At 68.8% G+C, this 13596-nt stretch carries 14 protein-coding genes; 5 read left to right on the top strand and 9 right to left on the bottom strand.

The features are described from left to right. Window positions 1-6 precede the first annotated feature (6 nt). Window positions 7-1308, bottom strand: a complete 1302-nt coding sequence (purB, locus tag GYM46_RS03440) for an adenylosuccinate lyase (protein ID WP_008264378.1) — start codon at window positions 1306-1308, stop codon at window positions 7-9. A gap of 50 nt (window positions 1309-1358) precedes the next feature. Further along, entirely contained in the window at window positions 1359-2288 is a 930-nt protein-coding gene (gene gcvA, locus GYM46_RS03435) for a transcriptional regulator GcvA (protein ID WP_008261515.1), read from the bottom strand. Window positions 2289-2412: 124 nt separating this feature from the next. Here gcvA and cysG point away from each other — a divergent pair, with 124 nt between their 5' ends. From cysG to GYM46_RS03410, 5 genes are read left to right on the top strand one after another with little or no spacing between them, the layout of a single operon-like run. Next, window positions 2413-3798 (top strand): siroheme synthase CysG, encoded by a 1386-nt coding sequence (gene cysG, locus GYM46_RS03430; protein WP_008263762.1) that lies wholly within the window; start codon window positions 2413-2415, stop codon window positions 3796-3798. Next, entirely contained in the window at window positions 3795-4070 is a 276-nt protein-coding gene (locus tag GYM46_RS03425; RefSeq protein ID WP_040349276.1) for a DUF2849 domain-containing protein, read from the top strand. The genes cysG and GYM46_RS03425 overlap by 4 nt, the downstream gene beginning before the upstream one ends. Beyond that, complete coding sequence (locus GYM46_RS03420; protein ID WP_008264342.1) at window positions 4070-5740, top strand: nitrite/sulfite reductase; 1671 nt, start codon at window positions 4070-4072, stop codon at window positions 5738-5740. Before GYM46_RS03425 ends, GYM46_RS03420 begins: the two co-directional genes overlap by 1 nt. After that, on the top strand, window positions 5724-6803 hold the full coding sequence (locus tag GYM46_RS03415) for a phosphoadenylyl-sulfate reductase (RefSeq protein WP_008259014.1): 1080 nt from the start codon (window positions 5724-5726) through the stop codon (window positions 6801-6803). The genes GYM46_RS03420 and GYM46_RS03415 overlap by 17 nt, the downstream gene beginning before the upstream one ends. A 36-nt stretch (window positions 6804-6839) precedes the next feature. Continuing rightward, window positions 6840-7838 carry a cysteine synthase A gene (locus GYM46_RS03410; RefSeq protein ID WP_008259265.1) on the top strand — a complete coding sequence of 333 codons (999 nt, stop codon included), beginning with the start codon at window positions 6840-6842 and terminating at the stop codon, window positions 7836-7838. Window positions 7839-7992: 154 nt separating this feature from the next. Here the strand turns inward: GYM46_RS03410 and GYM46_RS03405 are convergent, their stop codons facing one another. The 7 genes from GYM46_RS03405 to flgG form a co-directional block, all read right to left on the bottom strand. Next, complete coding sequence (locus tag GYM46_RS03405; protein ID WP_008260330.1) at window positions 7993-9786, bottom strand: DUF885 domain-containing protein; 1794 nt, start codon at window positions 9784-9786, stop codon at window positions 7993-7995. Between the two features lie 63 nt (window positions 9787-9849). Further along, entirely contained in the window at window positions 9850-10347 is a 498-nt protein-coding gene (locus GYM46_RS03400) for a hypothetical protein (protein ID WP_008263373.1), read from the bottom strand. Window positions 10348-10358: 11 nt separating this feature from the next. Beyond that, entirely contained in the window at window positions 10359-10820 is a 462-nt protein-coding gene (locus GYM46_RS03395; RefSeq protein ID WP_008261582.1) for a hypothetical protein, read from the bottom strand. Window positions 10821-10870: 50 nt separating this feature from the next. Beyond that, window positions 10871-11341: a hypothetical protein gene (locus GYM46_RS03390; RefSeq protein WP_008263605.1), complete on the bottom strand. Its 471-nt coding sequence runs from the start codon at window positions 11339-11341 to the stop codon at window positions 10871-10873. A 98-nt stretch (window positions 11342-11439) separates the two neighbouring features. Beyond that, window positions 11440-12180: a flagellar basal body L-ring protein FlgH gene (gene flgH, locus GYM46_RS03385; protein ID WP_008260909.1), complete on the bottom strand. Its 741-nt coding sequence runs from the start codon at window positions 12178-12180 to the stop codon at window positions 11440-11442. Window positions 12181-12191: 11 nt separating this feature from the next. Beyond that, window positions 12192-12803, bottom strand: a complete 612-nt coding sequence (locus tag GYM46_RS03380) for a flagella basal body P-ring formation protein FlgA (RefSeq protein WP_008264100.1) — start codon at window positions 12801-12803, stop codon at window positions 12192-12194. A 3-nt stretch (window positions 12804-12806) separates the two neighbouring features. After that, window positions 12807-13595 carry a flagellar basal-body rod protein FlgG gene (gene flgG / locus GYM46_RS03375; protein WP_008264364.1) on the bottom strand — a complete coding sequence of 263 codons (789 nt, stop codon included), beginning with the start codon at window positions 13593-13595 and terminating at the stop codon, window positions 12807-12809. Window position 13596 lies beyond the last annotated feature (1 nt).

Genomic DNA, 13596 nt, shown 5'->3' with positions numbered 1-13596 from the left:
TGAAGATCACCCCTCGCCGAACACCCGCTTGAACACCACGTCCACATTCTTGGTGTGATAGCCGAGGTCGAACAGGGCCTCGAGCTGTTCGGCGGGCAGGGTGACGCGTTCGTCGGCCTTGAGGAAGTCCAGGAAGGCGCCTTCGCCGCGCCAGACCTTCATGGCGTTCTCCTGCACGGCGGCATAGGCGGCCTCGCGCGAGATGCCCGCCTGGGTCAGGGCCAGCATGACGCGTTGCGAATGCACCAGACCGCCCAGGCGGTCGATATTGGCCTGCATGTTCTCGGGATAGACGTTCAGACGCTCGACCACATTGGCCAGACGCTGCAGGGCGAAGTCCAGGTGGATGGTGGCGTCGGGACCGATGCCGCGCTCGACCGACGAGTGGCTGATGTCCCGCTCGTGCCACAGGGCGACGTTTTCCATCGCCGGGGTCACGGCCGAACGGACCAGACGGGCCAGGCCGGTCAGGTTTTCCGTCAGGATCGGGTTGCGCTTGTGCGGCATGGCCGACGAGCCCTTCTGGCCCTTGTCGAAGAATTCTTCCGCTTCCAGCACCTCGGTGCGCTGCAGGTGGCGGATCTCGATGGCGAGGCGTTCGACCGAGCTGGCGACGACGCCCAGGGCGGCGAAGAAGGCGGCGTGGCGGTCGCGCGGGATGACCTGGGTGGAGACCGGCTCGACCTGAAGCCCCATCTTGTCGGCGACGTACTGTTCGACGGCCGGATCGACATTGGCGAAGGTGCCGACGGCGCCGGAGATGGCGCAGGTGGCGATCTCTTCCTTGGCGGTGATCAGGCGGCGTTTGGCGCGCTGGAACTCGGCGTGATAGCCGGCCAGCTTCAGGCCGAAGGTCACGGGCTCGGCGTGGATGCCGTGGCTGCGGCCGACGGTCGGGGTGTATTTATGCTCCTTGGCGCGGGTCTCCAGCGCGGCCAGAACCCGGTCCACGCCGTCGATCAACAGGTCCGACGAGCGGGCCAGCTGGACCGCGAAACAGGTGTCCAGCACGTCCGACGAGGTCATGCCCTGGTGCAGGAAGCGGGCTTCGTCGCCGACGATCTCGGCCACATGGGTCAGGAAGGCGATGACGTCGTGTTTGGTGGTGCGCTCGATCTCGTCGATGCGGTCGGCGTCGAAGCTCGCATCCTTGCCCTTGGCCCAGATGGCGTCGGCCGCGTCCTGGGGGATGACGCCCAGTTCGGCCATCTTGGTCGCCGCATGGGCCTCGATCTCGAACCAGATCTTGTACTTGGTCTCTTGCGACCAGATGGCGGCGGCGGCGGGGCGGGAATAGCGGGTGATCATGGGGCGGTCGTGTCGGTCCGGCCGCCGCCGGAGTCAAGGTTTGCGGCGACCTAAAGCTGACCCATCGTATTGTCGTGATCGACCGCCTGCCGCTTCAGCCAGGCGACGAAGGCGGTGGCGCTGGGCGAGGGGGGGCGGTCGCGGGGCTGGACGACGGAATAGGCGAAGCCGACCGCTTCCGAGCCGTCCGGGAAGGGGGCGACTAGACGGCCCGAGGCCAGGTCCGCCTGGGCCAGGGTGCGTTTGGCCAGGGCGACGCCGCGGCCGGAGACGGCGGCCTCGATCAGCAGGCTGGACTGGTTGAAGCGCGAACCGCGGCGCGGGTCGGGGTGGCGCACGCCGCGCGCCTTCAGCCACATGGCCCAGTCGGGGCGGCTGGGGTCGCCGTCGTTGGACATGTCGTGCAGCAGAATGTGGCGCACCAGGTCGGCGGGTTTGCGGATCGCATGTTCGCCGTCCATCAGCGACGGGGCGCAGACGGGCAGGACCGTCTCGGTCATCAACCGGTCCACAGTAAGGCCGGGATAGTCGCCGGGACCATAGCGGACGGCCAGGTCCACCTTGCCCTCGGTCAGGTCGGCCGGCTCCATGTCGGCGGAGATCCACAGCTCGATCTCGGGATGGGCGGCGTGGAAGTCGTCCATCCGCGGCATCAGCCATTTGGAGGCGAAGCCGGGGGCGATGCTGATCGACACCTGTTTGCGGCGCGGCGGTTCGCGCAGCAGGGCCGAGGCGTCCATCAGCCGCTCGAATCCCTCGCGCAGCAGGGGGACGGAGGATCGGCCCAGGTCGGTCAGCTGCAGCCCGCGCGCCTCGCGCACGAACAGGGGGCCGCCGACGATGTCCTCGAGCAGGCGGATCTGCTGGCTGACGGCGCCCGGCGTGACCGACAGTTCGTCGGCGGCGCGCGAGAAGTTCAGGTGACGCGCGGCGGCCTCGAAGGCGCGGAGGGCGTTGAGCGGGAGCAGGGAACGGGCCATCGCCGTTAGAAATCCTATCAGCGCGACAAAGGCAATCTGGTTTGCGGGTCTGGGCGGGGAAGCCGATGGTTCGCATCCTGCCGTCGTCCCTTCTTCCCCTGATGACGGCCCTGAAAGCAAGACGATGCGTGTATTTCTCGCCTCCATTCCGCTTGAGGCCGCCAAGATCGTGATCATAGGCGGCGGCGAGCCCGCCCTGGCCAAGCTGCGACTGTTTCTGAACACGCCGGCCGAGCTGCTGTGGTTCGCGCCCGACGGCGCGCCGCCGAAGATGGAGACGCCGTTGACGGCGCCGGAGCCGGTGCTGCGGACGCCGGAGGCCGACGATCTGGCGGGTGCGCGGCTGGTCTTCATGGCGCTGGATGATGCGGATGAGCTGACGCGGCTGGGCGCCCTGGCGCGGGGGGCGGGGGCCCAGGTCAATGTGGTGGACAAGCCCCATCTGAGCGACTTCCAGACCCCGGCCCTGATTGACCGGGATGAGGTGGTGATCGGGGTCGCCACCGGCGGATCGGCGCCCATTCTGGCGCGCGACGTGCGCTCGCGGATCGAGGGCGTGCTGCCGGCGGGTCTGGCCAATGTGGCCCGGCTGGCGCGCGAGTTGCGCGACACGGTCAAGACCAATGTGCCCGACTTCATGGCTAGGCGTCGGTTCTGGGAGAAGGCCTTCCGGGGACCGGCGGCCGATCTGGCGGCGGCAGGCCGCACGGCTGAGGCGCGGCGCGAGATGCTGCGTCTGCTGAATTCGGCTGCGCCGGAACAGGGCGTGGTCCACATAGTCGGGGCGGGGCCGGGCGACCCGGAGCTGCTGACCCTGAAGGCGCTTCGGGTGCTGCAGGACGCCGACGTCATTATTCACGACCGCCTGGTGCCGGACGCCGTGCTGGAGCGGGCGCGGCGCGACGCCAAACGCCTGTATGTCGGCAAGGCGCGCGGCGAACATTCGGTGCCCCAGGACCAGATCGAGGCCCTGATGATCGCGGAGGCCAAGGCGGGCCATCGGGTCGTGCGGCTGAAGGGCGGCGATCCCTTCGTCTTCGGGCGCGGCGGCGAGGAGCTGGAGGCGATGCGGGCGGCGGGCGTGCCGGTCTTCGTCGTGCCGGGCGTGACGGCGGCCCTAGCCTGCGCGGCCTCGGCGGGGATTCCGCTGACCCACCGCGACCACGCCCAGGCCGTGACCTTCGTGACGGCCCAGGCCAAGCCTGGCGGCGTCGACGCCGACTGGACCCGACTGGCTGGGCCCAGTCATACCCTGGCCATCTATATGGGGGTGGACCGGGCCGAGGAGACGGCGGCCAAGCTGATGGCGGCGGGCCGTCTGGGCTCGACCCCGGTGGCCATCGTCGAGAACGGCAGCCGGCCGGACGAACGGGTTCTGACCGGCCGTCTGGACGGGCTGGGCGCCCTGGTGCGCGGCGCCGACCTGAGCGGGCCGGCCCTGCTGTTTGTCGGCGAGACGGCGGCGTTCTCGGCGGCCCAGCTGGACGTGCGGGCGGAGGTCGCGGCGTGAAGATCGTGACCGCCAACCGCCTGTCGGACGGCCGGGTCATCTATGCGGGCGTGGACAATCAGCCGGTGGAGGGCCTCGACCAGGCCTCGACCCTGGATGACGCCACGGCCGAGATCGTGTTGGCCGAGGTCGCCGGGCGACCGGACATCTTCGTCAATCCCTATCTAGTCGAGGTGCAGGACCGCACGCCCTCGGGCCGGGACCGGCTGAAGGAGCGGATCCGCGCGACCGGGCCGACCGTGGGCAGCAGCCTGGTGCGGGAGTCCGCCTGATGTATCGTTATGACGAGTTCGACCACGCCCTGGTGCGTGAACGGGTCGAGGAGTTTTCCGACCAGGTGGCGCGTCGTGCGTCGGGCGCCCTGACCGAGGACGAGTTCAAGCCGCTGCGGCTGATGAACGGGGTCTATCTGCAACTGCACGCCTATATGCTGCGGGTCGCCATTCCCTATGGGACGTTCAACAGCCGGCAGATGCGCCAGCTGGCCCATATCGCCCGCACCTATGACAAGGGCTACGGCCATTTCACCACGCGGACGAACATCCAGTACAACTGGCCGGCCTTGACCGACCTGCCGGCGATCCTGAGCGACCTGGCCGAGGTCGAGATGCACGCCATCCAGACCTCGGGCAACTGCATCCGCAACACCACGACCGATGTCTTCGCCGGCGCCGCCGACGACGAGATCGAGGATCCGCGCCCCTGGTGCGAGATCATCCGCCAGTGGTCGACGATCCACCCGGAGTTCAGCTTCCTGCCGCGCAAGTTCAAGATCGCGGTGATCGGGGCCGAGAAGGATCGGGCGGCGATCCGCACCCATGATGTGGGGCTGCAGATCGTGCGCGGCGAGGATGGAGGGACCGCCTTCCGCGTCTTCGTCGGCGGGGGGCAGGGGCGTCTGCCTCATATCGGGCAGGAGATCGCATCAAGCGTGCCGGCGGCGGATCTGCTGGCCTATCTGACCGCCATCCTGCGAGCCTGGAACCTGCTGGGGCGGCGCGACAATATCCATAAGGCGCGGATCAAGATCCTGGTCGCTTCGGTGGGGCTGGAGGCCTTCCGCGAGGAGGTGGACAAGCATTACGCCACCCTGCGCCACGAAGATCTGCGGATCCCGGAAGACGAGGCCGAGCGGATCAAGGCCTATTTCGCCCCGCCGCCGTTCGAGGATCTGCCCAAGGCCAGCGCGCCGTTCGACCGCGCTCTGCTGGCCGATCCGGACTTCGCCCGGTTTGCAAGGAACAATGTGCGGCGTCATCGCCAGGCGGGCTACGCCTCGGTGGTGGTGTCGCTGAAACCGGTCGGCGGGGTGCCGGGCGACATCACGGCGGACCAGATGGACGCGGTGGCGGATCTGGCCGAGCGATACGGTTTCGACGAACTGCGCGCCGCCTATGAGCAGAATCTGGTCCTGCCGCATGTGAAGCTGGACGATGTGCCGAGGCTGTGGCGGGCGCTGCACGCGGCGGGACTGGCGACCGCCAACGCCGACCTGGCGACCGACGTGATCGCCTGCCCGGGGCTGGACTATTGCAGCCTGGCCAACGCCCGGTCGATTCCGGTCGCCCAGGCCCTGTCGAAGCGGCTGGCCGACATGGACTATCAGGAGCGGCTGGGGCCGGTCCGGATCAATATGAGCGGGTGCATCAACGCCTGCGGCCACCACCACGTCGGCCACATCGGCGTGCTGGGCGTCGACCGGAAGGGCGAGGAATACTACCAGATCACCGTCGGCGGTTCGCCCGACGAACAGGCGTCCCTGGGCGACATCGTCGGCAAGAGCCTGCCGGCGGACGAGGTCGCGCCCGCCATACAGCGGACCCTGGATCGCTATCTGCAAATCCGCGCCGAGGGCGAGCGGTTCATCGACACGGTGCGCCGTGTCGGACCCGATCCCTTCCGCGACGCCATCTATGAGACGCTCGATGCTGCAAACGCTTGAAGGGGTTCAGAACGGACCGCGGCTGTCGGTCACCACGCCGCTGGAGGAGGTCGAGACGGCCGCCGCCGCGACCGACGTCCTGGTGCTGAAGTTCGACGCCTTTCGCGACGGGCGCGGCTTTTCGCTGGCGGCGGTGTTGCGCGAGCGGGGCTATGCCGGGCGGCTGATCGCGGCGGGCAAGGTCTTGCCGGACCAGGCGCGGCACCTGCGGCGATCGGGCTTTGACGCGGTGGAGCTGGCGCCGGGCGTGGACACGGCGGCCTGGGCGCGGATGGATCAGGCCTTCAGCGGGTCGTACCAGCCGGCGGTCGATCCGGCGCCGACCATCTGGCAGAGGCGGCGGGCGGCGTCGAACGACCCTGATCTGCAAGCCCTGGCCGACCGGCTGAACCGCGAGACGGCGGGCAAGGATGCGTCGGAGATCCTGAAGGCGGCGCTGGATCCGGCCCTGGGCCTGCGCGTCGGCGCCATATCCTCGTTCGGGGCGGAATCGGCGGCCCTGCTGCACATCGTGGCCGAGACGGACCGGGACGTGCCGGTGGTCTTCCTGGAGACGGGCCAGCATTTCCTCCAGACCCTGTCCTATCGCATCCAACTGACCAAGGCCCTGGGCCTGACCGACGTCCGGCTGGTGACGCCGGATGCGAACGAGAAGGCGACCCTGGACGCGCGCAACGACCTTTGGCGGACCGACGCCGACGCCTGCTGCGACCTGAGGAAGGTGCGGCCGCTGGCCCACGCCACCGTTGGGTTCAACGCCGTCATCACCGGGCGCAAACGCTACCAGGCCGCGACGCGGGCGGCGCTGAAGCCGTTCGAGGTGCTGGACGGGGTGCTGCGGATCAATCCGCTGGCCGACTGGGACGCCGAGGACGTCGAGGCCTGGCTGGAGGCGCACGACCTGCCGCGCCACCCGCTGGTCGAGCAGGGCTATCGCTCCATCGGCTGCTGGCCGTGCACGCGCGCGGTTCAGGACGACGAAGAGGCGCGCGCCGGACGCTGGCCGGGGATGGACAAGGTCGAGTGCGGCATCCACCTAGGCAAGCGTCAGGTCGCCGCCTGATCCCCCTCCCGTTCGACCTCGCCTGAAAGCTGAAACGTGTCCGTCACACCGTCCGTCATCGACCTGATCGGCCATACGCCGCTGGTCCGCCTGAACCGCCTGTCCGACGAGACGGGCTGCGAAATCCTGGGCAAGGCCGAGTTCATGAACCCCGGCGGCTCGATCAAGGACCGCGCCGCCCTGTCGATCGTCCAGGGCGCGCGGGCGTCCGGCGCGCTGAAGCCCGGCGGGACCATCGTCGAGGGCACGGCGGGGAACACCGGCATCGGCCTGGCCCTGGTCGGGGCGGCTCTGGGTCATCCGGTGGTCATCGTCATGCCGCGCACCCAGTCGGAAGAGAAGAAGTCGGCCATCCGGTCGCTGGGCGCGCGCCTGGTCGAGGTGGACGCCGCCCCCTTCTCCAGTCCCAATCATTTCGTCCATTATTCGGGCCGTCTGGCGTCTGAACTGAACGAGAGCGAAGAGGCCGGGGCGATCTGGGCCAACCAGTTCGACAACACCGCCAACCGCGACGCCCATTATACGACGACCGCGCCGGAGATCTGGGAGCAGACGGGCGGCAAGATCGACGCCTTCGTCTCGGCCGTGGGCTCGGGCGGCACCATCTCGGGCGTCGCCGCCTATCTGCGCGAGAAGAAGCCCGAGGTGACCATCGCCCTGGCCGACCCCGCCGGCGCGGCCCTGTTCAACTGGTACACCAAGGGCGAGATGACGGGCGAGGGCTCGTCGATCACCGAAGGGATCGGGGTGGCGCGGATCACCGGCAATCTGGAAGGCTTCAAACCCGACCACGCCTATCGGATCGAGGACGCCGAGTTCCTGCCGATCCTGTTCGATCTGGTGAAGTACGAAGGCCTGTCGCTGGGCGGATCGGCCGGGGTGAACATCGCCGGCGCCGTGCGGCTGGCGCGCGAGATCGGGCCGGGCAAGACCATCGTCACCTGCCTGTGCGATCCGGGGTCGCGTTATGCGTCGAAGCTGTTCAATCCGGAATTCCTGACATCGAAGGGCCTGCCGGTTCCGGGGTGGGCTTGAGACCCTCTCCCGCTTGCGGGAGAGGTGGCCCGGCGTCCGCGCAGCGGACTAGGGTCGGAGAAGGGAGTCTCGTTTGAACAGAAGACTTCCCCCATCGTCAGGCGTGTCGCTGCGCGCCACGGCCTGACACTTCCCCCGCGAGCGGGGGAAGGTCCTATTTCTCCTCCGCGATCCAGGCATCCATCCGCCGGTCCAGCAGGGCCAGCGGCAGCGGCCCTTCGGTCAGCAGGGCGTCGTGGAAGGTGCGGATGTTGAACTTCGACCCCAGTTCGCGCTCGGCGCGGGCGCGGATCTCGCGCAGGCGGATCTCGCCGATCTTGTAGGCCGTGGCCTGGCCCGGCCAGCCGATGTAGCGCTGAAGCTCGGTCTCGATATTGTGGGGCGCCAGGGCCGAGTTGTCGCGGAAACAGGCGCGGGCCTGTTCCTCGGTCCAGCCCATCCAGTGCAGGCCGGTGTCGGCCACCAGGCGACAGGCGCGCCACATCTCATAGGACAGGCGGCCGAACCGTTCATAGGGCGTGCGGTAGAAGCCCATCTCCTCGCCCAGATATTCGGCGTACAGGCCCCAGCCCTCGGTGAAGGCGCTGACATTGGCCTGACGACGGAAATAGGGCTGGCCCTCGGCCTCCTGCTGCAGGGCGATCTGGATGTGGTGGCCGGGGACCGCCTCGTGCAGGGTCAGGGCCGGCAGTTCGTACAGGGGGCGCTGGTTCAGCTTCGACGTATTGACCACATAATGGCCGGCGACGCCGTTCTGCATCGAACCGCCGTTGTAGCGGCCGGTGGTGTAGTTGTCCTCGATCTGCGGCGGGACCGGCTGCACGTCGTAGGGCAGGCGGGGCAGGGTGGCGAACAGGGCGGGCAGGCCGCCGTCCGCGCGCTTGGCCATCTCCGACGCCTTCTCGATCAGGGCCTCGCGCGTCGGGGCGTAGAACTGGGGATCGGTGCGCAGGAAGTTCAGGAAGCCGGCGAAGTCGCCGGTCCAGCCGGACGCCTTCATCTCCACATCCATGCGGGCGCGGATGCGGGCGACCTCGGACAGGCCGATCTGGTGGATCTGGTCCGGCGTCAGGTCGGTGGTGGTGTGGCCCCGCACCAGATAGGCGTACATTGCCTTGCCGCCGGGGCGGTTTCCCAGACCCGGTTCGACCGGGGCCTTGGGCAGGTATTCGGTCTCGAGGAAGCTCAGCCAGGCCTGGCGAGCCGGGACGATGGCCTGTCCCACGGCCGCCGCCGCCTGGGCCGTCAGACGATCCCTGTCCGCCTGGGACACGGTCGGGGGCAGGGTGGACAAGGGTTTCAGCAGGGGCTCGGCGTCGGGCGTGATCGCCACGTCGTTGCGCGCCCCGGCCAGGGCGCTCTCGGTCACGGAACGGGCCTGGACCAGGCCGGTGGCCAGGCCACGCCGGGCGTTGTCGGTGGTCTGGGCGTAGATGTGTCCGAAGCCCCGGATGCGGCGGATATAGGCCTCGGCCTCGGCGACGGAGTTCAGGCGGGTGCTTCCGCCGATATAGAGGGCCCAGGTTCCAGGGCCGCCCTCGCTGTCGAAGGCCAGGCGCGAGGTGTCGTAATCAAGCCCCTCGAGGCTGCGGTTCAGGGTGTAGAGCAGGAAGGCGTGGTTGACGCCGCCGGCGTGGGAAAGACTTGCCGGGTCGATGGCCCCGAGCCGGGCGACGAAGGCCTCCAGCGGCGCGCGCTGGGCCAGTTCGAAGCTGCGCGACAGGTCGGGAACCCGGCCCATGGCCTCGACGTCGCCCTCGCTGCTGGCGGCGAAGGGGTCGATCGACTTCAGATAGGCCTCGTAATCGACGATCAGGGCGTCGAGGGCGGCGTCAGCCGGACTGGGGGCGAGGGCGGCGGGGGCCGGCGTCGCCGAGGCTTGCGCCATGGCCGCCGCCGGCGACCCCGCGGCGAGCAGGGCCGCGACGGCCAGGTAAGAGATCTTCATGACGCCCTCCAGAACAGCCCGTACAGGCAAGCCGAGCCGGCGGGGCGCGTCAAGCCGTCGGGATCAGTCGCAGGCGACGAAGAAGCGTTCGATGTCGGCGCGCGTCTGGGGGTGGGCGGCGTAGGTCCGCCGCCGGTCGCCATCCCAGACCGCGATCCAGCCCAGACGGCGAAAGCGCTGGAAGACCGGATCGCGCGTGCGGGCCTTGGCCTCGGCGTAGTGGCCGTCGGTGACGCCGGCGTCTTCGGAGGTGGCCGGATAGTTTTCGGTGTCGCCGCCGGATTCCAGATGAAGCTGCCGCGACGGCTTCTCCAGGACGGCGGCCAGCTCCAGCGCGCCGGAGCCGGAGCCGCAGAACAGTTTCAGCTTCACCTCGTCGCTGTTGGCGACGCCGTAGGCCAGGGTGTTTTCCCGGGCCTCCTGGTTGAGGAGCCAGTCATAGTTCGGCGTCGGCGCCGGGGCTCCGGCGTCCGCCATGGAGGTCGAGACCGGCGCCGGCGTGGCGCAGGCGGCCAGGGCCGACAGGGCGAGCAGGGACGACAAGGGCTTCAGCAGACGCATGATCGGTGTTCCTATCCGGCGCAACGATCCGCGAAGCGGCGAAGCTTGGCAAGATGGGGGCGTTCGACCTTAACCGCCCCGGTCCGGTCGCCCGTCATGATCGCCATGTCGCCGGAGCCGACAAAGGCCGCGAACAGGGGATGATCGGTGCGCAGCGTGACCTCCAGCCTTCCGCCGCGCCCGATTCGCGCCGCGCTGGTGGTCGAAGCCGCACCGGACGTCAGTCGGGCGAAGCCGGGCTGGGTCTCCGGCGCGGACCTGGCGTCGGTGTCGTAGAGAGTGACGGTCGCGACGTTGGATCGGGGCGCACACTGCAGCGTGGCCCTGAGCGCCGGGGTGTCGGTCACCTCATTGGCCAGAACGACAGGGCCTTCGCTCTCGTAAAGGGTCCAGGTCCAGGCCAAGGGGGGTGAAGGCGGCTGGGCGGCCGCCTGCAGGCCCGCCGCCAGAGCGACCGCGAGAACAAGGTTCATGGATCAGCCCCCGCTGATGGCGACGCGAAATGGCGTCTCCACCCATTTCGTCAAGCGCGCGACGATCCGCAATAGGAAAGGAAGCCCGCGATCATCCGGCGCTCATCCGGGCCGGCCTTCAGGACGAACCGCCCGGAGTCGCCCTGCACGCGCATCGCGCCGCGCGAAGCCAGCCCCGTCAGGCTGGCGTCCTGCAGGGAGAGGCGGGTTTCCGTCGCGTCTCCGCCGCTCATGGGATCCAGGGGCGCAGGGCCGTGAGAGGCCGCGATCAGACGCGGCGTATCCGGCTGGACGTCGCCATAGACCACGGCGGCGGCGTCGCCGGGGGAACAGGTGACCATCAGGGCCAGTTGGTCCGAGTTCTCGACCCCGTAGGCCAGCTTGGCCATCGCGCCTTCATGGCTCAGATGCCAGCTCATCGTCGGCGTCTCGACGGGTGGGAAGGCGTCGAGCGGTTGCGTCCTGGCGGCGAAGGCGACCAGGGCGACAGCGGCGGCGGCGGGGATCAGAACCTTGAACATGTGAATACTCGCGTCTGACGAACAAACGCGGTTACGCATCAAGGGTTCACGGCTCCGCTTGAGCCGCCGTCGTCCTGTGGCCGAGCGGCATCAGTGGATCAGAACGGGCTGAACCGCTCCACCAGGCTCTGGGCGGCCGGCGTCGCCTGCATCCGGCTGATGTCGCCACGACCGCCGTAGGAGATGCGGGCCTCGGCGATCTGGGTGTGATTGATCGAATTGGCCGACGAGATGTCCTCGGGTCGCACGATGCCGGCGACGGTCAGTTCGCGGACTTCGCGATTGGTGCGCACTTCCTGCCGACCCTGAATCACCAGGTTGCCATTGGCGAGGACGTCGGTGACCACCGCGGCGACGGTCAGGGAGACCTTTTCCGAGCGGTTGACCGAACCAGAACCGGCGGCGTTGGTCTTTCCTTCCAGCCCGACCATGTTGGCCGGGTCGAAGCCGCCGGGGAAGACGCGGCCCAGGCTGCTCTCCAGGCCGAAGAAGTTGGAGACTCCGTTCGCGGAGGTGTTCGAGCGCGCCCTCTGGGTCGAGTTCTGGGTCTGGGCCCGGTCGTCGATATCGATCCTGACCGTCAGGATGTCGCCGATGTGACGCGCGCGCTGATCGCCGAAGAAGGTGCGGGCGCCGACGCGCCACAGGCTGTTGGCGCTGGCGGGGGTCGCTTCCTGACGCAGACTGGGGTCGGCCATATAGGCCTGTTGCGCCGGCACAAGCGCGGCCGGATAGCCGATGGGGGCCAGTTCCGGGCCACGCACGGCCTCGATGGCGGTGGAGCAGGCGCCGAGCGAGGCGGCGGCGGAGACGGCGGCGACGATCAGGATCTTGCGCATGACGGATTCCCCTAGCGGGCGGCGAACTGTTGAGGATTGGCGCGGACCCTGTCGGCGGCGGGGCCGGCGACAGCCTGGCCCGGACCGGACGCGACGGCGTCGATGACGCGGTTGGAGGCGGTGTTGAGGACGGCGACGGGCTCGCCCAGCGCGGCGTTGCGCATGGCCTTGCCCATGATGCTCAGGTTCACGCCGCCGACCTGATAGGTGACGCGCACCATGTCGTTGCGGGCGATGACCTGCTGTCCGCCGCCGGCCGGACGATAGACGGGACGGTTCTGGGGCGCAGAGGCCTGCAGGTCTGTTTGGGCGGCGGCGGCTGAAACCGGACCGGTCGATCGGCGGACGGCGACGCGCCGCAGACCATTGGGATTGGTCCAGTCCAGACCGGCCTGGCGGGCCTGGGCCTGAAGCTGGCCGGCCTCGATCACCACCGACGGGCCGACCCGCTGTGCCACGACCACTTCGGCGGCGGCGCCGGCGCCGTCGAAGATGTCGCCCAGGGTGACGCGGCCGTCGTCATCGACAGGATTGGACTTCAGCGAAACCGGTCCGGCCCATGCGGCGCTGGAAACGGCGGCGAGGGCGGCGGCGAGAACCAGGGCGCGACGGATACGGGTCATGGCTTAGCTTTTCACCTGAGCGGTCACCGACAGCATGTTGTCGGCGGTCGAGATGACCTTGGAGTTCATCTCGTAGGCCCGTTGAGCGATGATCAGGGCGCTGATCTCGGCCACGGAGTCGACGTTGGAGGCTTCAGTGTAGCCTTGCAGGATCTTTCCGAAGCCCGGGCTGCCCGGCGTGCCGATGTTGGCGGCGCCCGAAGCGGCCGTTTCCAGCAGCAGGTTGTCGCCGATGGCCTCGAGACCGGCTTCGTTGAAGAAGGTCGCGAGTTCGATCTGGCCGACCGTCGTCGGCGCGGTCTGGCCGGCCTGGGTCACCTGGACCAGACCCGATTTGGAGATGGTGACGTCGGTCGCGTCCTGCGGGATGGTGACGGCCGGTTGCAGCGCATAGCCGTCGTCGGTGACGATCTGGCCTTCCTGGTTGACCTGCAGGTTGCCGGCGCGGGTGTAGCCGATCTCGCCCGAGGGCAGGGTGATCTGGAAATAGCCCTTTCCGTCGATGGCCATGTCATAATCGTTGCCGGTCTGGGCCGGCGTGCCCTGTTCGGTGACGCGATAGACGGCGCCGGCCTTGACGCCCGCGCCGATCTGGATGCCGGTCGGAACGACGGTGCCCTGGCTGGACGACTGCGCGCCCATCCGTTCGACGTTCTGGTACAGCAGGTCCTGGAACTCGGCGCGCTGCTTCTTGAAGCCCACCGTGTTCATGTTGGCGATGTTGTTGGAGATGACCTCCACGTTCAGCTGTTGGGCGGCCATGCCCGAGGCTGCGGTTCTGAGCGCTTGCATT

This window comes from Brevundimonas mediterranea (assembly GCF_011064825.1).
Classification (GTDB): domain Bacteria; phylum Pseudomonadota; class Alphaproteobacteria; order Caulobacterales; family Caulobacteraceae; genus Brevundimonas; species Brevundimonas mediterranea_A.
Note: the sequence above shows the minus strand (reverse complement) of the source record. Positions and strands in the feature narration are given on the sequence as shown.